The sequence below is a fragment of the Nocardioides sp. Z40_12 genome (assembly GCF_058215795.1).
In genome coordinates this window covers 129,722-149,175 of the sequence record NZ_JBZAJA010000001.1, presented here as the reverse complement: position 1 = coordinate 149,175, position 19,454 = coordinate 129,722, and the positions used below count along the sequence as shown (strand labels likewise).

The window sequence follows — 19,454 nt, the reverse complement described above, 5'->3', positions numbered from 1 at the left end:
CTCTCCCGTCCATCACCCGACCAGGTCAGCAGCGAAGGAGGTGACAGCACATGACCATCAGCGTTCTCGACCACCCGAGCGGCCCGGCCCAGGCCCCGTGCCGGACCTCGAACCCGGAGCTCTGGTTCGCGGAGTCGCCCACCGAGGTGGAGCACGCCAAGAGCCTGTGCCAGGGCTGCCCGGCCCGCCTGACCTGCCTCGAGGGTGCCCTGGAGCGACGAGAGCCGTGGGGCGTCTGGGGAGGGGAGCTCTTCCTCCAAGGCGTGGTCATCCCGCGCAAGAGGCCTCGCGGCCGACCCCGGAAGAACCAGGACGACGGCGTGGCCGCCTGAGCACTGCCACCAGGCACGGAGCAGACACATCCTCGATGAGCATCGACGACATCCTCAAGAACGGAACCACTGACATGGACCTGATGAACGAAGAGCTGGTGCGCGCACGCTTGTCCGCGCGCCTGGGAGAGGCGCACGAGATGCGGCGCGGCCACCGGGTGGCCGTGGCGCGGCGGATGAGCCGCAAGGCGGAGCGCGCGGCCAAGCAGGCCCGCCTGGCCCTTGCTCGCGCGCTCTGAGGACTGACCCCCGGCCGAGACTCGTCCCGGCCGGGGGTCAGTGCGTCCCAGCGGGCTCGGGCCCAGCCCGGTCGGCCCCGGGGGCCGGTCTCGCCACGGCGTCAGCCCGGAGTCAGGAGATCTCCCCAGCTGCACCCGCAGTGCGGATGCCGGGCCCACTCCTGGTGCTCCTCGACCAGGTCCTCGTCGACCCAGGTGGTCGCGGAGCAGCCGCGGGGGAGCCGCCCCTCGGCCCAGGCCGCCGCGTCGGCCACCGTGCGCAGGAGCGCGTGGCGCAGCAGCAGCGGCGAGGGCTCGACCGGGCCGAGCAGGAGTGGATCGGGCGGCGCGGGACGCGCCGGGTCGATGACGGCCAGGTGGGCGTCCACGCAGCGCAGGCAGGCGGTCGAGCCCGGCAGCACGAACGGGCCCACCCGGATCCGGGCGTCGACGGCCGCGACCAGGAGCAGGGCGTCGCCGTCGTAGGCCAGGGCGTCGACGAGGTCGCGCGACGGCTCGCCGGCGCTGAGCAGCACGGTGAGGTCGGCCGGCGGGCCGACGGCGGCCACCGGGTCACCGGGCTCGCGGACGCTGACCTGGACCAGGCCGTGGGCGGCCAGGAGCGCGGCGAGGTCGGCACACCAGCGGGCCGGACCCAGCAGCCGGATCCGCGCCTCGGCCCGCGACCGGAGGCGGTGCGCCCGCTCGGGCTCGTCGACGACCAGGCCGTGGGAGAGCAGACGGGTCAGCACCGGCCGCAGCCGTGGGTCGGCCGGCTCCCCGGCACCCCGGACCAGCTCGGAGAGCAGCTGCTCGACGGCCGGCGAGCGGGGCAGCAGCACCCGGCGGTCGGGATCCAGCCCGACCTGGACCATGCCCTGGGCGCGAGGCAGCACCGGCACGCCCCGCCGTAGCCGGTAGGGCCTCTCGAGGTCGGGCCGGGTCATGGGCCGAGCGTGACACCTCCGGCGCCCGGGCGGCGTCACCCCTCCACAGGGACGCACCCGGCCGGCCAGGGACGCACCCGGCCGGCCCGGGACGCACGAACGGCGCCGCCCCGAGGGGCGACGCCGTTCGTTTCACCGCAGGGGGGCGTCGATCACGCCTTGCCGAGGATGCGGTTGAGGTTGGTGCCACACTCAGGGCAGACGGCCTTCGCCATCCGGGTGCCCTTGTCGTTGACCTTGACCTCGCCCTCCGCCTCGCGCTTCTCCTTGCACTTGACGCAGTAGAACTCACCGCTCCAGGTCTCCGCCATGACGGCCTCCTTGCCTATAAGAAATCTTCGGGTCGTCGCGACGGGGGGTTCGGGGAAGCCCGCCGGGGTCTGGGGACGTATGGCCCCGGACCGTTCGAAACCCTACGCCACGCGTGGGCTCAGGCGTGAACGGCACACCGTGGAGCGTGGAACCGTCGCACTCTGCGTACCCTGCCCCCATGCCTGACGTGACCTCCGACACTGCCGCCACCGACCCCGGGCGCCTGCCGCACCTCGCCGTCTCCCGGCCGTCCGAGGGGGTGGTGCTGCTGACCCTGGACAACCCCACCCAGCGCAACGCGATGTCGGACGAGATGACCGCCTCCTGGGTCTCCACGATCGAGGAGCTGGCCGCCGACCGCTCGGTGCGGGTCGTGGTGGTCACAGGGGAGGGGAGCGCCTTCAGCTCCGGTGGCAACCTGGACTGGCTCGCCAGCGAGCCCGACGCGAGCGTCGACCGGCTGCGCGACCGGATGCTCCCCTTCTATCGCGCCTGGCTCACGATCCGCTCGCTGGAGGTGCCGACGATCGCCGCGATCAACGGGCCTGCGATCGGCGCCGGTCTCTGCCTCGCCCTGGCCTGCGACATCCGCTACGCGGCCGCCGGGGCCCGGATGGGGGTGCCGTTCACCAAGCTCGGGCTGCACCCGGGGATGGCCGGCACGTTCCTCCTGCCCGAGGTGGTGGGGCTCGCGGCGGCCCGCGACCTCTTCCTGACCGGCCGCCTGGTCAAGGACGACGAGGCCCTGCGGCTCGGTCTGGTCTCCCGGGTGATCGAGCAGGACGGGTTCCTGGAGACCGTGCTCGAGACGGCTGCGCAGGTCGCGGCCGCGGCGCCGATCGCCACCCGGCTGACCAAGCTGGCGCTCCTTGACGGGGGCCATGCCGACCGGCAGAGTGCCCTGAACTGGGAGGCCCTGGCACAGCCGGTCACCATGGCGACCGCCGACCTGCACGAGGGGATCCGGGCCGCCCAGGAGAAGAGGTCGCCGCGCTTCCGTGGCGTCTGAGGGCACACACGGGGGAAGATTCCATTGGGACAGATCCGCACGGTCCGGACGGCGGCCATCGCACTGGCGAGCGTGCTCGTGGGCACCTTCGGCGTGGTGCTGACGGGCTCGCCGAGCGTCGCGGGCGAGCGCACGCCGGCTCCGAGGCCGGGGGAGACCTTCGCGCTGGAGGCCGACTCCTCGGGGCTGGTCGCGGAGCGCTCCGGGATGTACACGGCGTTCGGCGTGAACACCAGCGCGGCCGGGCTGGACAAGATCGTCACCGCTCCCAACGGTGACATGTGGTTCGAGATGGAGGCCGTCAACAAGATCGGCCGGATCACCCCGGCGGGCGTGGTCACCGAGTTCGGTCTCGGCGAGACGACCACCGGGGAGGGGCGGGTCCAGGACCTGACGGTCGCTGCGGACGGCTCGGTCTGGGTGGTCTACGACTCCGGGTGGCAGGCACTGCGGCTCCACCCCGACCTGCAGAACGCGACCGCCTACTCGCTCGGCCCCTACCCCTACGGCAAGGACGTCGAGATGGGCCCGGACGGCGTCCCGTGGATCACCATGAGCTACGACGAGAACGGGGTGGCGCGCATCCTGCCGGACCGAGGCTCGGTCTGGGCGGAGAACGCCCCGCCCTGCGACGGGTTGCTCGCCCGGGCCCACGACGGTGGGATGTGGTGCGAGGACGGGAGCGACAAGCTCATCCTGCTCAACGCCGACGCGAGCGGCGGCATGACCTACCCGCTGCCCCCGAACGCCATGGACACTCGCTCGCTGGCCGCCGGCCCCGTGGGCTCGATGTGGTTCTCCCGCTACTCGTCCAGCTGGTTGACGAGCCCCGCCTACGGCCAGGTCGGCTGGATCGACCAGGCGACCGGCCAGACGACGATCTTCGAGACCGGCTCCCGCACCGGTCCGGCCGGACTGGTCCAGGGCCCGGACGGTGCCATGTGGTTCGCCAACCGCGGGGTCGGGAAGGGCATCGGACACCTCGACGCCCAGGGCAAGGGTGCGATCACGAAGGTCGGGGAGTACGTGGGCAACCACCTCACCTTCGACCAGCAGGGCTACCTCTGGTTCACCGACTCCGGCAACAACTCCCTCGTGCGGGTGCACCCCTCCGACCTCCAGACCACCAACGTGGACGTGGGGACCGGCTCGGTCTTCGAGGAGCCCGGTGCCCAGCCGCCCGGCACCCAGCCCCCAGGCACCCCGCCGGCGCCGCCGGCGCCGGCGGAGGCGGTCGGCAAGGTGGCGGCGGGCAAGAAGCCGCTGCGGGTGCGGAAGAACAAGGTGCGGGTGCCCGTGTCCTGCCCGAAGTCCGCCGACGGTCCGTGCCGCGGCACTGCGGTGCTGCGGCACCAGAAGAAGGCGAAGCCCCTCAGTGCCGCCACGCGCTACCGGGTGAAGCCGGGCCGTAGCCGGGCCGTCGTCCTGAGGCTCAACAAGGCCGGCAAGAAGGCTGTCTCCCGCAAGCCGGTCAAGGTGCGCGCCTCCCTGATCAGCACGACCGAGGACGCGGTGCGGGACCGGACGATCCGGTTGCGCCGCTGACGGGGCCTCCCCGACACAGGGAAGAGGCCCCCGGCCCGCCACGTGAACGCGTGCCTTCCCCTTGCGAACGTCCCCGTGGGTGGGCCGGGAGCCTCAACTGGGGCTCACGCTAGGAGCGCTGGGGGCAGCGGTCAACCACTTCGCCCAGACTGGTGCTCCGCGCCTGAGGACATCTTGTGGAAGAACCTGTGGAAACCCGTGGATAACGGTGGAGAACCGGCCCTCGCCCTGGGACGATCCTGTGCAGGACACGCCCGGCGGGCCGCCGCGGCCCCGGGCTGACCAGCCAGGACGAGGCCATGAGGCCTGTGGAGGAGAAACGGTGAGCCAGCACGAGTACGACGGCGGGCCGGTCGCCGCGCTGCGCCGGATCGCCTTCCTGCTGGAGCGGGCTCGCGAGGACACCTACAAGGTCAAGGCCTACCGCTCCGCGGCGGCGGCCCTGCTCCGGCTGAGCGAGGACGAGCTCACCCAGCACCTGAGCGCGGGCACCCTCACCTCGCTGCCGGGCATCGGCGCCAGCACCGCGAAGGTCGTCGAGGAAGCCGCCCGCGGCACCCGGCCGGCCCGGCTGCAGGCCCTGGAGGAGAGCGCCGGGCCGCTCGTGCCGGGAGGGCGCGAGCTGCGGGACGCGCTCCGTGGCGACCTCCACTCCCACTCCGACTGGTCCGACGGGGGTTCCCCGATCGAGGAGATGGCCTTCACCGCGATCGAGCTGGGGCACGAGTACCTGGTGCTCACCGACCACTCGCCGCGGCTCAAGGTCGCCCACGGGCTCTCCGCCGAGCGGCTGACCCGCCAGCTCGAGGTGGTCGACGCGGTCAACGAGCACCTCGCCGGGACCGGCTTCACCCTGCTCAAGGGCATCGAGGTCGACATCCTCGACGACGGGTCCCTGGACCAGAGCGAGGAGATGCTGGCCCGGCTCGACGTCCGGGTCGCCAGTGTCCACTCCAAGCTGCGGATGGAGCCCGAGGCGATGACACGGCGGATGGTGGCCGCCATCGCGCACCCGCGGGTCAACGTGCTCGGTCACTGCACCGGGCGCCTGGTGACCGGCAGCCGCGGGGTGCGGCCCCCGAGCCGGTTCGACCCCCGCGCGGTCTTCGAGGCCTGCGCGGAGCACGGGGTCGCGGTCGAGATCAACAGCCGGCCGGAGCGCCGCGATCCCCCGACGGCTCTCCTCGAGCTCGCTCGCGATCTCGGGTGCCTCTTCTCCATCGACAGCGACGCCCACGCCCCGGGCCAGCTGGACTTCCTCGACCACGGCTGCGAGCGCGCCGAGGCGGCCGGCATCGACCCGGACCGGATCGTCAACACGTGGCCCAAGGAGCGCCTGCTGACCTGGGCGAACCAGTAGCGTGCCGCCATGGACACCGATGGGGCGGTCGAGGTGCGTCGCAGCAGGCGGCGCCGCCGGACCGTGTCGGCCTACCGGGAGGGCGACCGGATCGTCGTGCTGATCCCCGACTCGATGAGCAAGCGGGACGAGGCGCGCTGGGTCGAGGACATGGTCGCCCGCCTCGAGCGCTCGGAGGCCAGGAAACGGCCCTCGGACGAGCAGCTGCTGGTACGGGCCACCCAGCTCAACGACGAGTACTTCGGCGGCCTGGCTCAGCCGGTCTCGGTGCGCTGGGTGGGCAACCAGCGCTCCCGCTGGGGCTCGTGCAGCCCCGGGGACCGATCCATCCGGCTCTCGGTCCGGCTGCAGGGGATGCCCACCTGGGTGACCGACTACGTGCTCGTCCACGAGCTGGCCCACCTGCTGGAGCCGGGCCACGACGACAACTTCTGGGCCTGGGTCAACCGCTACCCGCGCACCGAGCGGGCCCGGGGCTACCTGCTCGGCTGGTCGGCCGCCGCCGAGGTCGACCCGCCGGGGAGCGAGGGACTGGTCGACTGAGCCTGCTCCGCCCACCGGGCGCGGGAGCAGGAGACCAGGACGCGCATCTCGTCCTCGAGGTCGTCGGGGAGCCGGTCGACCGGCCACCAGCGCACGTCCAGCGACTCCTGGCTGGTGGCGTGCGCGGCGCCGGCGGGAGCGAGCGCGGTGAACCGGACGTCGAGGTGCCGCACGTCGCCGCGGGGGTCGCAGAAGCCGACCGTGTGCTCGTCGAGGTGGACCGGCCGCGGGTCGATCCTCAGCCCGGGCAGCCCGGACTCCTCCAGCCCCTCGCGCAGGGCGGCCCCGTGCAGCGTCCGGTCACCGGGCTCGCAGTGGCCGCCGAAGGCGAACCACCGCCGGGCCTTGCGGTGCAGGTTGAGCAGGACGCGGTCCAGGTCGGCGGAGAGCACCAGCACCCCGGCGGTCAGGTGGGCGGGGAAGCACTCCCGCGCCAGCCCGTCGGGGTGGTCGGCCAGGTGCGCGAGGTAGCCGCGGCGCAACTCCTCCTGCCGGCCCGGCTCCGGCGTCCACCCCTCGAGGGTGCGCACCGCGTCGGCGTGCAGGCTCACCCCTGGGTCGGCTCGCCCGGCTCCGCGTCAGCAGGGCCGTCGTCGGGTCCCTCGCCGGGGCCGTCGAGCAGGTCGCGCAGCCCGGCCTCGAAGTCCTCCTCGGAGATCTCGGCGGCGGGCACCGCGCCCTCGCGGAAGCCCAGCGGGTCGTCGAGGTCTGCCGCGGTGGGCAGCAGGTGCGGGTGCATCCACACGCCGTCGCGGCCCTCGGTGCCCTGGCGGGTGCGCAGCGAGCCCCACAGGGTGGAGGCGTCGCGCAGTCGCCGGGGCCGCAGCTCGAGCCCGACCAGCGAGGCGAAGGTCTGCTCCGCCGGACCGCCAGTCGCGCGGCGCCGGCGTACGGCCTCCTGCAGCTGGGCGGCCGCCGGCATGCGGTCGGCCGTGGCCTGGCCGACGACCTCGTCGACCCAGCCCTCCACCAGGGCGAGGGTCACCTCGAGGCGCTCCAGCGCGGCCTTCTGCCGGGGCGAGCTGGAGAGGTCGAAGAGACCACCCTCGAAGGCCTGCTGCAGCGACGCGGGGTCGCTGATGTTCATCCCGCGGAGCTGCTCCTCGATCCCGGAGGTGTCGATCTCGATGCCCCGGGCGAAGTCGGTGATGGCCCCGATCAGGTGCTCGGAGAGCCACGGGACGTGGGCGAAGAGCCGGTGGTGGGCGGCCTCGCGGAGCGCGACGTAGAGGAGCACGTCGTCGTGCTCGAGGCCGAGCCCCTCGGCGAAGGTGGTCAGGTTGGCCGGCAGCAGGGCGGCGCGGCCCGGCGTGGCCAGCGGGATCCCCACGTCGGTGGCGCCCCACACCTCGCCGGCCAGGGCGCCGATGCCCTGGCCGACCTGGGTCGCCACCATGGCGCCGGTGGCCTTGCTCAGCATGCCCAGCAGCGGCCCGGCCATGGCCCTGGCCTCCTCGGGCAGGGCCTGCCCGAGGGCCTCGACGGCGGAGCCCGCGATCGGCTCGACCAGCTGCTTCCACACCGGGGTGGTCTCCACGATCCACTCCGCACGGCTCCAGGCCGTCGCGGTGGTGACGCCCGACGGGAAGTCGGTGGTCTGGTCGAGCCAGTGGTCGGCGAGCCGGAGGGCGTCGGCGACGGCGTCCTTCTGCTGCTGGGTGGGGGACGGGTCGGGGGCCCGGGCGACGGTCTTGCGCGCCGTGTCGATGGCGTAGTCCCAGTTGATGGGGCCGTCGTAGGGCTGCATGAGGCCCTGGAGCTGGCTCATCAGGGCGGACAGGTCGGGCATCTGGGCGCCGCCGGCACCGCCAGGGCCGCCGCCGAGGTTGCCGAGGCTGCCGCCGAGGGCGCCGAAGAGCTGCTCGAAAGGCGTGCCCTTGAACGGGTTCTCGTCGCCGTCGCCGGGTCGGCCTGGAGTGTCGTTCATGCTCCGAGGCTACTCGGCCCGCCCAGCCGGGTGGTGCGCCAGCGCCCTCGTCCGGGCGGCGGAGGCGGGCATCGTCCTAGAGTGAGCGGGTGAGTGCTGCCGCCCCCGTGCGCCTGGTCGACCTGCGTGAGTCCCCGCTGGACGTTGCGGAGGTGCTGGCCGCCCTCGACGACCCGGCGGCCGGCGGGCTGACGCTCTTCGTCGGACGGGTGCGCGACCACGACGGCGGCAAGGGCGTCCGACGCCTCGACTACTCCGCCCACCCGAGCGCGCTCGGGCGGCTCCGCGAGGTGGCCGAGCGGGTGGCCGCGGAGCACGACGTGCTGGCCGTGGCGGCCGTGCACCGCGTCGGGACCCTGGAGATCGGGGACGTGGCCGTGGTGGTGGCCACCGCCGCGGTCCACCGCGACGAGGCGTTCCGCGCCTCCCGCGCGCTCATCGACACCCTCAAGAACGAGGTGCCGGTGTGGAAGCACCAGCGCTTCGACGACGGCGACGAGGAGTGGGTCGGCACAACCTGAGCGGCGTGCCTGGCCCCACCCGCCCTGCTCACTGCCTAGGCTGGCGGGGTGGAGATCCTCTGGTGGCTCGCGCCGTCCCTGCTGGTGACGTGCCTGGCCATGCTCTGGGTCGGGTGGCTCGGCCGCGAGGGGCGCGGCGAGGTGGACCGCGAGGTGGCGCTGCGGCGGCTCGCGCGCGAGCTCTCCCGCGAGCGGCCCACCCCGGCGACGCCGGCTGGCCGCGAGCGCGACCGGAGCACCGGGATCGCCGTCCGGCAGGCCCGCAAGGGCCAGTCATCGCCGGAGCCCACCCGAAGAGTCTCGTAGTTGCCCCGGTTTGAGAGGGTGGCGCCATGAGTCAACGGACCTTGGCGGGCGTCCTCGCCGTGCCGTTGCTCCTGGCCCTGTGGGCCGCCGCCCTGTTCACCCCGCTGCCCTTCGTCACCTACGAGCCGGGGATCACCGTCGACGTGCTCGGCGAGGACGACGGCGAGGAGCTTGTCCAGGTCTCGGGTGAGAAGGCCTACCGCGACGACGGCGAGCTGCGGCTGACCACCGTCTACGTGTCGCGCCCCCGGGCCAACGTCAACCTCTTCGAGGTGGTCGAGGCGTGGTTCGACGACGACGCCTCCGTGCTGCCCTACGACGCCGTCTACTCGCCCGACACCACCCCGGAGGAGTCCGAGCGCCAGGGTGCGGTGCAGATGGTCTCCTCCCAGGACACCGCCATCGCGGTGGCGCTGCGCGAGCTCGGCCAGGAGGTCGGGGAGGTGGTCGAGGTCTTCGACGTCAGCGACGACCTGCCCGCGGACGGCAAGCTCGAGGTCCGCGACGTGCTGCTCGAGGTGGGCGGCCGCAAGATCACCTCGCCGCAGGACGTGGTGGAGGCGGTGGACGCCGCCGAGGCCGGCGAGCCGCTGGAGTTCGTGGTCGAGCGCGACGGAGAGCGGCGCACGGTGAGCGTGACGCCGACGATGGTCGACGGGGACAAGCGGGTGGGCATCACCCCGGGGCCGGGCTACTCGTTCCCGTTCGACGTCTCGGTCGAGGTCGACTCCAACATCGGCGGGCCCAGCGCCGGCCTGCTGTTCGCCTTGTCCGTCTATGACACGCTCACTCCGGGTTCGCTGACCGGGGGAGAGGTCGTGGCCGGCACCGGCACGGTCGACTCCGAGGGCAGCGTCGGTCCGATCGGGGGCATCGCCCAGAAGATCGCGGCGGCGCGCGAGGTGGGGGCCAAGCTCTTCCTCGTCCCGCCGGACAACTGCGACGAGGCCCTCGGCGCCGAGGCCGGCGACATGCGGCTGGTCCGCGCCGACTCGGTCCACTCGGCCCTGGAGGCGATCGAGGCCTGGGTCGAGGACCCTGATGCCGACCTGCCCACCTGTGAGAGGAGCTCTCAGTGACCGAGCAGTCGACCGTGCCCGACCCGGCGCTGGCCACCGCCGTGCTGGAGATCGAGTCCCACGTGGCCGACCAGGGGTGGGACCAGCCGGCCCGGCTCTACGCGCTCGTGGAGACCGCCCGCATCGTGGCCAACGAGCCCGAGCTGGCCCGGGCGATGGGGCTGGACGAAGCCTCCGCCGAAGGGTCCCTGACCCCGGTGGAGCAGGAGCCCGGTCGCAGCGACCAGCCGCTGGAGCAGCTGCTCGAGGAGATCGCCTGGCCCGAGACGGTCGACGGGGCCGCGGTGGTCCTGGAGCGCCTCGTGCTCCCGCCCGGGCTCGACGAGCAGATCCCCGAGGACCCGGTCGAGGCCGGCGAGTTCGCCCGTCACCACCCGCTGCGCCAGGAGGTGCGCCTGGTCGCCGGCGTCACCCGCAGCGGTTCCAGCTACTGCGCGATGCGACTGCGCGCCCACGACGACCCGCAGGCGGTCGTCCCGGGGACCGACCTGGTCCCGGGACTCATCGCCCTGCTTGCCAGCACGTTCGAGGAAGAGGAGATCCAGTGAGTGGAATGTTCGGCCAGTCGGCGCGACCTCCGGCGCAGCCTTCGGCTGCACCGAAGCGATCACGGGCGTTGGTGATCACCGCTGCGATCCTGCTGGTGCTGTTCCTCGCGCTCACGGCGTTCTCGGCCTTCTGGACCGAGCGTCTGTGGTTCGGCTCCTTCGGCTTCGACGGCGTCTTCAGCACGCTGCTCTGGACCCGGGTGGCGCTCTTCGTGGCCTTCGGCCTGGTGATGGGCGGCGTGGTCGCGCTCAACATGTACCTCGCCTACCGCTTCCGGCCGGTCTTCCGCCCGGCCTCGATGGAGCAGGACAGCCTGGACCGCTACCGCGAGGCGGTGACCCCGGTGAAGGGGTGGCTGCTCGCGGCGGTCGCGGTGGTGGTCGGCCTCTTCGCCGGTGCCTCGGCGGCCGGTCAGTGGCGCCAGTACGCGCTGTGGCGAAACGGCGTCTCCTTCGGCGAGGAGGACCCGTTCTTCAACCGTGACGTGGGCTTCTACGTCTTCGACCTGCCCTGGTGGCACTTCGTGGTCGACTACGTGATGGCCCTGGCGATCCTCGGCCTGCTGGCCGCGGCGGTCGTGCACTACCTGTACGGCGGGATCAGGCTCCAGGTCAGCCGAGACCGGCTCAGCCCGGCCGCCCAGGCCCAGTTCTCGGCGCTGCTGGGCCTCTTCGTCCTCGCCAAGGGCGTCGACTACTGGCTGGACCGCTTCGACCTGCTCAACCGCGACGGCAACCTCTTCACCGGCATGGGCTTCACCGACGAGAACGCGGTGCTGCCGGCCAAGAACATCCTGCTGTGGATCGCGGCCATCTGCGCCCTGCTCTTCTTCCTCAACATCTGGCGGCGCACCTGGGTGCTGCCGTCCGTGGGGGTGGCCCTGCTGGCCCTCTCGGCGATCCTGCTGGGTCTGGTCTGGCCGGGCGCGGTGCAGCGGTTCCAGGTCTCCCCGAGCGAGGCCGACCGCGAGGCGCCGTACATCGAGAAGAACATCGCCGCCACCCGCGCCGCCTACGACATCGACGACGTCGAGGTGAACCGCTACACCTCCAACCCCGACCTGGAGGCCGAGCTGGCGACCCTGGACGAGGAGACCTCGTCGGTGCCGCTGGTCGACCCGCAGCTGGTCCGGCCGACCTTCGAGCAGCAGCAGCAGGTCCGGGCCTACTACTCGGTGGCCGACGTGCTCGACGTCGACCGCTACCTGCTCGACGGCGAGGAGCGGGCCGTGGTGCTCGGCGTCCGCGAGCTCGACCAGGAGGGGCTGGCCGACTCGGCCCGCAACTGGTCCAACCTGCACACCGTCTACACCCACGGCACCGGGATGATCGCGGCCTACGCCAACCAGCGCCCGGGGGACAACCGCAACCAGGCCTCGGGCATCCAGTGGGCCGAGGGCCAGGAGGACAACCAGAGCGCCCTGACCGAGATCGAGGCCGAGGGCTACGAGCAGCGCGTCTACTTCGGCGAGTCGAGCCCGTCGTACTCGATCGTCGGCAACTCCGACGGTCGCGACCTCGAGCTCGACCTGCCGCGCGGCGAGGACGACACCAGCCAGACCACCACCTACGAGGGCAAGGGCGGGGTTCCGGTCGGGGGCCTGTTCAACCAGGTGCTCTACGCCGTGAAGTACGGGGAGCCCAACATCCTGCTCTCCTCGCGGGTCAACGAGAACAGCAAGATCCTCTACGACCGCAACCCGCGCACCATGGTGGAGAAGGTCGCGCCGTGGCTCACCGTCGACGCCGACCCCTACCCCGCCGTGGTGGACGGCCGGATCCAGTGGATCCTCGACGGCTACACGGTCACCGACCAGTACCCGATGGCGCAGCGGGAGTCCTTCGAGGACATGACCGACGACTCGCTGCAGCAGGCGCCCGGCTTCCAGACCCTGCCGACCGACGAGATCAACTACGCGCGCAACGCGGTCAAGGCCACCGTGGACGCCTACGACGGCACCATCAAGCTCTACGAGTGGGACGAGGAGGACCCCATCCTGAAGGCCTGGCGCGGCGTCTTCCCCGACGTGGTGCAGGACAAGGAGGAGATCCCCGAGTCGCTGCGGGCGCACCTGCGCTACCCGGAGGACCTCTTCAAGGCGCAGCGCTACCAGCTGGCCCGCTACCACGTGACCGACCCGAAGGACTGGTACGCGGAGAACAACCGCTGGGAGGTCCCGGAGGACCCGAACTCCGACGGCAACCTGCAGCCGCCGTACCGGTTCTTCCTCAACCCGCAGCGTGCCGCCGGCGAGGAGGTCGCCGACGAGTCGGAGACCAGCGACACCGACGACCAGGTCTGGTCGCTCTCCTCGGTCTACGTGCCGCGGGGCAAGAGCAACCTGGCGGCGTTCGTCTCGGTCAACTCCGATGCCACCAGCGACGACTACGGCAAGATCCAGGCGCTCGAGCTCGCCGACGAACGGACGAACGGCCCCACCCAGGTGGCCAACGAGATCGCCTCGGACGAAGAGGTGCGAGACGAGCTCTTCTCCTTCGACCAGGGTGGGATCAACCCGCGCTACGGCAACCTGCTGACGATGCCGGTCGGCGACGGGCTGATGTACGTGCAGCCGCTCTACGCGGCGCGTGACACCTCGGAGTCCGCCTATCCGATCCTGAGCTTCGTGCTCGTCTCCTACGGCGGGCAGGTCGGCATCGACACCACCCTGCGTGGGGCCATCGCCGACGTGCTCGGGGTCGAGGACGCCGAGTCCGCGGGGCCGCCCCCCGAGACCGAGGAGACCCCGGAGGAGGGGGAGACGCCTCCGGACGAAGGCGGTTCGGTCAGCCAGCAGGTGCGCCGCCTGCTCGACCAGGCGGCGTCGAAGTTCGAGGAGGCCAACGCGGCCCAGCGCGAGGGCGACACCGTCGCGTGGGCCGAGGCCCTGGACGAGGCGCAGGCGCTCGTGGAGGAGGCGGCCGAGCTCTACGAAACGGGGAACTGACCCCGGATTTGGCTCCACCCCGCGCATCACGTACTGTTCTGTTCACCGACGCGGGGTGGAGCAGCTCGGTAGCTCGCTGGGCTCATAACCCAGAGGTCGCAGGTTCAAATCCTGCCCCCGCTACAAAGGAATCGAAAGATTCGCACCTTGGCCCCCACATCATGTGGGGGCCAGGTGCATTTCGGGCCATATGTAGTGGCTCAAGGCGCTCTTTTTTCGGCCGATTGTCGGCTTCATTGTGCGCGTCACACCCCCCCCGTGGACCCGGACGCACCAGGTGCGCCCCACGTTCGGTCCACGCATGTGGTGCCCTGTCTCCCTTCGCCGATCAGGGGCGACACGGGGCGAGCGGGGGAGTTTGGTGTGACCTCGCGAGCAAGGTTGAGCCCGATCAGTGGGCGGGATTGTCGGGGTCTGGGGGGTTACGGACGGTCCGCCCACATGACCCCCACGACGCCCGGCGACACACCGGCCACCTACAGCCCCGACACCACCCTGACCCTCAGCGAGATCGCCGACCTCACCGGCCGCGACCTCAAGACCATCAAGACCTGGAACGACTCCGGCCAGGGCCGTTGGCCCAACGCCGTGCAGGATGAGACCGGGCGCAAAACCTGGCGCGTCCCGGTCAGCGACCTCGTCGCCTCTGGCGTCCACGACCCTTCCCAGATCCAGCAGGTCGAGAACGAGCTCGCCGCTCGCCGCGAGTCCAAGGAGACCAAGGCCCTGCGCGAGCAGGTCATCCGACTCGAGGAGAAGCTCGCCGCTGCCCACGCGCTCGCCGACGAGCGCGCCAACACCATCGCCCTCCTCAAGGGCTTGGTCCGCAAGGGCGGCGCAGCATGAGCCGCAAGCTGACCGGGTCCAAGAAGCAGACCGACGTCGGCTGGACCGCCAGCCTCCCGATCCACCGCGGCGCCACCAAGCGCCGGACCTACACCTTCACCACCGAGGAGGCCACCGACCGCTGGATCGCAGCAGCCATCTCCGCCATCGAGAACGGCACCGACCTCCCCGTCCCCGGCGCCGAGGGTCGCGTCGCTACCAAGCAGGCCAAGCTGGCCGGGACCGACTTCCGCGCCATGGCCGACCCGTGGCACGCCGAGTACTACAGCGAGCTGTGGCGCGGCAAGCACGACCGCGCCACGACGACCTGGGCAACATCAAGCGCATCGCCGTCTTCATGGACGAGCGAGGTCTGGTGCTGGAGACCATGGTGCGTGACGAGGTGAAGTCACTCCAGGCGAGCCTGACCCGCACGACCACCCAGGTCACGGTCAATGTCCCAGAGGGCGTGGACCCCACCGCACTCGTCACCATGGCGGAGGCCAAGGGCCTTCCCGGAATGGCGTCGAAATCGACACTCAAGCGTCGCAAGGCCGAAGGCAAACTCGTCCGCCGCGACACCTCGTCGGTCTGCGTCGCCGGTGGTGTCCGTCCTCGAGGTCGCACAGACAGCCCCGGTGCTCGCCGACGCGTGCCGAAACCTGGCCGACGCCTGCCACACCTACGCCCAAAAGGTCGAGCTGACCCGTAACGCCGTCGGGCTCCTCATGCAGGACCTGGTAGTGGAGCTGAACACGTTCGAGCTGCTCAAGGACGCCGCCACCGCGCTTCTCGACGGCCCGGGCGCAGCAGCCGACTTCGCCCAGAAGGTGATGTCGTACGCCCAGAAGGTCGTCGACGCTGTCTCCTCCTTGTGGGACGTCTCCGACGTGGAGTCCCTGCCGGCAGCGGTCGACAGCGTCGCCGCCGCCCGCGATGTGCTGGCCAGGTACTTGAAGGTGCGGACGTCGCGGGCCCGGGTCACCGGGAAGCTCCCCCGCAGCGGGGAGCCCGGGTCCTACGGATACGACGAGGACGGCAACAGGCTCCCGTACGCCAACAGCCGGCCCGCTTACGGAAAGGGACAGGTCGAGCAGGTGTGGCGCAACGCCCAAGACGAGTCCGGGGAGGTGTGGGTCCAGGACAAGGACGACGACTTCGTGAAGATCGACTGGAAGCCGGGCCAACCCCGTGCCGGCGTCTGGGACATGGGCCACGTCCGCGGGCAGGAGTACCGCACGCTGCGGGAGGAGTACCTGCGCGGAGAGATTCCCAAGAGTGTCTTCTTGGAGCGCTACCGGGACCCGGAGCTCTACGAGGTGGCCCATCCGGGCCGAAACAGATCTGGGATCGACGAAGCGATCCCCCGAGGTAGATAGGGTCAGCTCATGGGAAGGGAAACAGCGAACGACGGCGGCCGCCCCCGCGACACGGCCGCGCTGTACGCAGCGCTGACGAAGGGGACCCTGGAGCAGTTCGAGGAGGTCTACGACCCGTCGTTCGTCCACTTCGAGTACACCGGCGGCACGCTCCTCACCCGGGCGCTGGGCAACACGGACCCGCAGGCCCGGGTGGCGATCGCGAACAGGCTGCTCGACGACGACGTGAACGTGCACAGGTTCCACCCGCTGCACGTGCTCCTCGGCGCCAACAGCCACGACTTCGAGACCGAACCGGCCCTGCTGGAGCGGATGCTGAACATGGGAGCGGACGTGAACGACATCTACCCGAACTTCGGGACCCCGTTGGAGACCATCGCGGGCAAGTACAAGTTCAACGACGCGACACTGCGCCCGTTCTACGACGTCCTCCTGTCCCGGCCCGACATCGACCTGCTCGCCCCCGGGCAGGGCGGCCGACCGGTCCTGGTGAACCTGCGCAAGTGGTACGCGCGGCGCGGGGAGCTCGTCGAGAGGGCCGAGGCGCTCCTGATCGAACGAGGGGTCCCACTGCCCGCGCCGGCCAACCAGGCACCCTGATCCCTGTCAGCGGATCCGCCACAAAGCCGCGGCAGCGACCCCCCGGGAGACCGAAGCATGTCCGAGACGACGCAGTTCATCCCCAACGCGGGCGCGTGCCTGGTGTCGAAGAACGTCCTGTCCGGCGCCGGGCGGGTGCGGTGGATGGTCCGCGAGGACTCCCAGGCCCGGGCAGACAACGGGTGGCGCATCTTCAGCTCCATCGACACCAGCGAGTACCTCCACGACGCCGACAACCTGACCATCGTCGACTTCAACCGGGTCTGCGAGATCGAACCTGCCCTCATCGGCATCTGGAACCTTCCCGTCGGCTCGGACCTGCAGATGGTCGACGAGGGCAACGGCATCCGTGTCGTCGACACCGCCACGGGGAAGGCAGTCCCCCGGGAGGCCTTGTACGTCCCGGGAGGATGACGAGCTCGGGTTACGCCGGGTCTGCGGCACCGCGGACAAGATTCACGCGGGGGACTGACTCCTGCTCCTCGCACACAAGCGCACTGCTGCCAGCCGGCCCGGGCAGGTGACGCACATCATCCTGGCCCCGTCGGCACCCACCGTGAGGTGTTGCACGGGCCGCCGGGCCTTGCCCGGGTGAGCCGGCGAAGTGCCGGCCAGACGGCGGGGGAGGAGTTGGTGAAACACCGGTCCTCACTCAGGTCCCCATCGGCCAGAAGATCATCGTCCACGGCAAGCGCCTGACGTTCACCAAGACCGCGGCCGGCTGGGTCCAGCCGGGCCCGGTTCTGCCGCTGGCTCAGCCCGACCCGTTCGGCATCTTCGGTCGGTCGGGGCACCCAGCAGAAGGTCAGGGCCACCCTGGCCGAGGGCATTGCCCTCATGCACACCATCAAGACCTGGCGGGCGGCAGACCGCTGGCCCCGCGCTGGCTCCTACTGGTGTGTCCGTCCCAGACCCAACTCCCCTTGCTGCGGATCCCGGGTGGGAAGAATTCTCTGCACCGCCGTGGCTCCTTGACGACCGGCCTGCTTGACGGGCGCGCGTCGGCAGGCCACTGGCCGGGCCGTCGTTGCGGCACCGTCACCGACGCCATGCCCGCGCCAACTTGCAGCCGTGTCGTGTTCGTCGGTTCATCGGTCAGTACGCCGACGGGGCCGCTAGCGTCCGGGCACCACCCGTGGAGCGCCATCCCAGAGATGGTGCTCCTCCCGCGCTCCGGCGCCTCGTGAACGGAGAACACGTGAGTCTTCCTCTCGCCGCGCTCGCCACCGCTCTGACCGGAGCCCTAGCCGCCGGTGCGCTCACCGCCCCGGCCGCCCCGGCTGCCGTGGACCCGGCGAACCCGTGGGGGTTGACGGTACCGGCCGAATCCCCATGGTCGTTCAAGCGCGACTACGCCAAGCTGGACCCGACCTTGGACGACTACACCGGGTACGTCGGGGAGACCTGGGCGGTGCTCCGCAAGCAACTCGATCCGGGCTACGCGAAGGAGTGGCAGCCGTGGGTCATCAAGCGTGGGGACGGGAGCGCGATCGACGGGTACAACGGGTACGGCAACACGCATTTTGCGCGTTGGATCTACTACACGACCCCGGGGGTCTTCACCCCCACGTCGGCCTACCTGTCCTACGAGGACTCGCAGACGCCGATCGCTGAGTGGGCGCATCACCCGATGACGATCCTGGCCGACACCGACATCCCGGTGATCCGGGTGGCGTCCCCCCGCAAGACCACGCCGAGGAAGGCTCGTATCTTCGGCGACGTGCTCGAGCGGCAGTCCGGTGCCATGACCGTGCAGCTGAGGGCGGTGTTGAAGACCGACGACGGGTGGTTCGCCGAGATCAAGGCCAGGGGATGGGTCCCGGTGAAGTCGAAGGAGAGGGCATGGAGTGCCGCGATGAAGCACGCCGCCTTCACCCCCTTGGGGCTTTCGGGGAAGGGGCACAAGAAGCTCGATCTGAGTCGGGGAATGCAGGGGTGGCAGTGGAAGCCGGAGCGCAAGCCCGCCCCGGGCACCATGTTCGTTCGGCTCGACGCCAAGGACAGGTCCGGGCACGTCGCCAAGCGCAAGATCGTGAAGGTGAAGGTGCGCCGCTGACGTCCCCGGGACTGCTGCTTCACGGATATGTGACATCTGAACTGTGGCGCTGTGGCGTCACTGGAAGGATGTGTGTCGTTCCCAGGCCTTATCGAGGAGCAGGAGCTTGCCCTCCGTTGCTGCCTCGACCAGCTCGTCCGGAACCTCGACCTCGCGGAACCACATGCGGGCAACGTAGCGACAGAGGAGGTCGCCGGGCCGGCCGTGGCGTTACGCCGCTACCGTTGAGGCATTGCACAGGGTCACGTCGACGGCACTCTGATTGTCGAACCGATTGTGTCAGCGGCACGGGGCGTGAGCCTCCGGTGCAGGGTGCGATGTGGGGCACGGCCAGGGAAGTGAGCGTCGATGAGACCACCTAACAAGCCAAGGTGCGCGGGATCAAACAGTGCCCCGCTACAAAGAACAGGGCCTGGTCTGCGGAAACGCAGATCAGGCCCTGTTGCTTTTCTGGCGCTTCCCTGGAAGTTCCCCCTTGAACAGCGTGAACAGCGCGGAGTCGCGCCGTCACGCTCGGCAGGACCATGACGTCAGCCGCTCCCTGGTTCGCATCTCAGCCGCGTGCCTCCGTGTCGGACCTCCTCCCTCCGCGTAGCAGCGTCCTCACGACGTGCGCCGATGCCAGGGTGGGGAGCAAGAGCGCCAGCGCCCACCAGCTCGGGACCAGGCTGTACTCGTGGTTGCAGGCGCTGGGGAACTGCCACCACCCGGCGTCGCGCTCGGCCTGCTCCCACGCCTCGACGACGAAGGCCTGTTGCCTGACCTGGCAGATCTCCTGGGTGCCCGACTCCGGGAGCTCGGTCAGGAAGACGCCATACGCCAGGGCTGCCACCGTCCACACTCCGAGGAGCCCCAGGAGAAGCAGGCGCCAGAGCAGGCCAGTCAACGGTCGGGTCCAGTCGTGATCTTGCGGGCGACCCGAGCGCGGGTCGCCCGGCGCGACGGCGATCCCGAAGTAGGAGCCCATGGGCGGCTGGAAGTCACGGCCCCACACCACCG

22 protein-coding genes and 1 tRNA gene are annotated in these 19,454 nt (G+C 71.0%); 18 read left to right on the top strand and 5 right to left on the bottom strand.

Annotated elements, in window-relative coordinates; genetic code table 11:
• The first annotated feature begins 50 nt into the window (after nt 1–50).
• Together AC4BG9_RS00740 and AC4BG9_RS00735 are read left to right on the top strand one after the other, a co-directional pair.
• Complete coding sequence (locus AC4BG9_RS00740) at nt 51–332, top strand: WhiB family transcriptional regulator (RefSeq protein ID WP_490569168.1); 282 nt, start codon at nt 51–53, stop codon at nt 330–332.
• The gene (locus tag AC4BG9_RS00735; RefSeq protein ID WP_490569167.1) at nt 227–571 is read left to right on the top strand and encodes a putative WhiB-interacting protein; all 345 of its coding nucleotides are present in this window, start codon (nt 227–229) and stop codon (nt 569–571) included. Before AC4BG9_RS00740 ends, AC4BG9_RS00735 begins: the two co-directional genes overlap by 106 nt.
• A gap of 101 nt (nt 572–672) precedes the next feature.
• On the opposite strand, the gene AC4BG9_RS00730 is transcribed toward AC4BG9_RS00735, so the two are convergent.
• Both AC4BG9_RS00730 and AC4BG9_RS00725 read right to left on the bottom strand, forming a co-directional pair.
• Nucleotides 673–1,497: a hypothetical protein gene (locus tag AC4BG9_RS00730; RefSeq protein ID WP_490569166.1), complete on the bottom strand. Its 825-nt coding sequence runs from the start codon at nt 1,495–1,497 to the stop codon at nt 673–675.
• A gap of 152 nt (nt 1,498–1,649) precedes the next feature.
• Nucleotides 1,650–1,808, bottom strand: a complete 159-nt coding sequence (locus AC4BG9_RS00725; RefSeq protein WP_181312372.1) for a DUF5679 domain-containing protein — start codon at nt 1,806–1,808, stop codon at nt 1,650–1,652.
• A gap of 179 nt (nt 1,809–1,987) precedes the next feature.
• Here AC4BG9_RS00725 and AC4BG9_RS00720 point away from each other — a divergent pair, with 179 nt between their 5' ends.
• From AC4BG9_RS00720 to AC4BG9_RS00705, 4 genes are all read left to right on the top strand, one after another.
• Nucleotides 1,988–2,818 carry an enoyl-CoA hydratase/isomerase family protein gene (locus tag AC4BG9_RS00720; protein WP_490569165.1) on the top strand — a complete coding sequence of 277 codons (831 nt, stop codon included), beginning with the start codon at nt 1,988–1,990 and terminating at the stop codon, nt 2,816–2,818.
• Between the two features lie 24 nt (nt 2,819–2,842).
• Nucleotides 2,843–4,363: a Vgb family protein gene (locus AC4BG9_RS00715; protein WP_490569164.1), complete on the top strand. Its 1,521-nt coding sequence runs from the start codon at nt 2,843–2,845 to the stop codon at nt 4,361–4,363.
• A 322-nt stretch (nt 4,364–4,685) separates the two neighbouring features.
• Nucleotides 4,686–5,723, top strand: a complete 1,038-nt coding sequence (locus AC4BG9_RS00710) for a PHP domain-containing protein (protein ID WP_490569163.1) — start codon at nt 4,686–4,688, stop codon at nt 5,721–5,723.
• 9 nt (nt 5,724–5,732) lie between these two features.
• Nucleotides 5,733–6,266, top strand: a complete 534-nt coding sequence (locus tag AC4BG9_RS00705) for a M48 metallopeptidase family protein (RefSeq protein ID WP_490569162.1) — start codon at nt 5,733–5,735, stop codon at nt 6,264–6,266.
• Here AC4BG9_RS00705 and AC4BG9_RS00700 read toward each other — a convergent pair.
• The gene (locus AC4BG9_RS00700; protein ID WP_490569161.1) at nt 6,200–6,817 is read right to left on the bottom strand and encodes an NUDIX hydrolase; all 618 of its coding nucleotides are present in this window, start codon (nt 6,815–6,817) and stop codon (nt 6,200–6,202) included. The genes AC4BG9_RS00705 and AC4BG9_RS00700 overlap by 67 nt on opposite strands.
• Nucleotides 6,814–8,193 (bottom strand): zinc-dependent metalloprotease, encoded by a 1,380-nt coding sequence (locus AC4BG9_RS00695; RefSeq protein WP_490569160.1) that lies wholly within the window; start codon nt 8,191–8,193, stop codon nt 6,814–6,816. Before AC4BG9_RS00695 ends, AC4BG9_RS00700 begins: the two co-directional genes overlap by 4 nt.
• A gap of 89 nt (nt 8,194–8,282) precedes the next feature.
• Here AC4BG9_RS00695 and AC4BG9_RS00690 point away from each other — a divergent pair, with 89 nt between their 5' ends.
• The 12 genes from AC4BG9_RS00690 to AC4BG9_RS00635 all read left to right on the top strand — a co-directional run bounded on the left by AC4BG9_RS00690 (nt 8,283) and on the right by AC4BG9_RS00635 (nt 18,455).
• A complete protein-coding gene (locus AC4BG9_RS00690; RefSeq protein ID WP_490569159.1) occupies nt 8,283–8,714 on the top strand; it encodes a molybdenum cofactor biosynthesis protein MoaE in 432 nt (143 codons plus the stop codon).
• A gap of 48 nt (nt 8,715–8,762) precedes the next feature.
• Nucleotides 8,763–9,020 carry a hypothetical protein gene (locus tag AC4BG9_RS00685; protein ID WP_490569158.1) on the top strand — a complete coding sequence of 86 codons (258 nt, stop codon included), beginning with the start codon at nt 8,763–8,765 and terminating at the stop codon, nt 9,018–9,020.
• Nucleotides 9,021–9,046: 26 nt separating this feature from the next.
• On the top strand, nt 9,047–10,099 hold the full coding sequence (locus tag AC4BG9_RS00680) for a YlbL family protein (protein WP_490569157.1): 1,053 nt from the start codon (nt 9,047–9,049) through the stop codon (nt 10,097–10,099).
• Nucleotides 10,096–10,647: a PPA1309 family protein gene (locus AC4BG9_RS00675; RefSeq protein ID WP_490569156.1), complete on the top strand. Its 552-nt coding sequence runs from the start codon at nt 10,096–10,098 to the stop codon at nt 10,645–10,647. The genes AC4BG9_RS00680 and AC4BG9_RS00675 overlap by 4 nt, the downstream gene beginning before the upstream one ends.
• A 71-nt stretch (nt 10,648–10,718) precedes the next feature.
• Nucleotides 10,719–13,595: a UPF0182 family membrane protein gene (locus AC4BG9_RS00670; RefSeq protein WP_490569155.1), complete on the top strand. Its 2,877-nt coding sequence runs from the start codon at nt 10,719–10,721 to the stop codon at nt 13,593–13,595.
• Between the two features lie 49 nt (nt 13,596–13,644).
• Nucleotides 13,645–13,718 (top strand) — tRNA-Met (locus tag AC4BG9_RS00665).
• A 318-nt stretch (nt 13,719–14,036) separates the two neighbouring features.
• On the top strand, nt 14,037–14,441 hold the full coding sequence (locus AC4BG9_RS00660) for a hypothetical protein (RefSeq protein WP_490569154.1): 405 nt from the start codon (nt 14,037–14,039) through the stop codon (nt 14,439–14,441).
• The gene (locus AC4BG9_RS00655) at nt 14,438–14,827 is read left to right on the top strand and encodes a hypothetical protein (RefSeq protein ID WP_490569153.1); all 390 of its coding nucleotides are present in this window, start codon (nt 14,438–14,440) and stop codon (nt 14,825–14,827) included. The genes AC4BG9_RS00660 and AC4BG9_RS00655 overlap by 4 nt, the downstream gene beginning before the upstream one ends.
• 198 nt (nt 14,828–15,025) lie before the next feature.
• Entirely contained in the window at nt 15,026–15,799 is a 774-nt protein-coding gene (locus AC4BG9_RS00650) for an HNH/ENDO VII family nuclease (RefSeq protein ID WP_490569152.1), read from the top strand.
• 9 nt (nt 15,800–15,808) lie between these two features.
• Nucleotides 15,809–16,399 carry a hypothetical protein gene (locus AC4BG9_RS00645; protein WP_490569151.1) on the top strand — a complete coding sequence of 197 codons (591 nt, stop codon included), beginning with the start codon at nt 15,809–15,811 and terminating at the stop codon, nt 16,397–16,399.
• 57 nt (nt 16,400–16,456) lie between these two features.
• Nucleotides 16,457–16,813, top strand: coding sequence for a DUF2185 domain-containing protein (locus AC4BG9_RS00640; protein ID WP_490569150.1), 357 nt, complete (start codon nt 16,457–16,459; stop codon nt 16,811–16,813).
• Nucleotides 16,814–17,597: 784 nt separating this feature from the next.
• The gene (locus AC4BG9_RS00635; protein ID WP_490569149.1) at nt 17,598–18,455 is read left to right on the top strand and encodes a hypothetical protein; all 858 of its coding nucleotides are present in this window, start codon (nt 17,598–17,600) and stop codon (nt 18,453–18,455) included.
• Nucleotides 18,456–19,008: 553 nt separating this feature from the next.
• On the opposite strand, the gene AC4BG9_RS00630 is transcribed toward AC4BG9_RS00635, so the two are convergent.
• Complete coding sequence (locus tag AC4BG9_RS00630) at nt 19,009–19,449, bottom strand: hypothetical protein (protein WP_490569148.1); 441 nt, start codon at nt 19,447–19,449, stop codon at nt 19,009–19,011.
• Between the last annotated feature and the right edge of the window lie 5 nt (nt 19,450–19,454).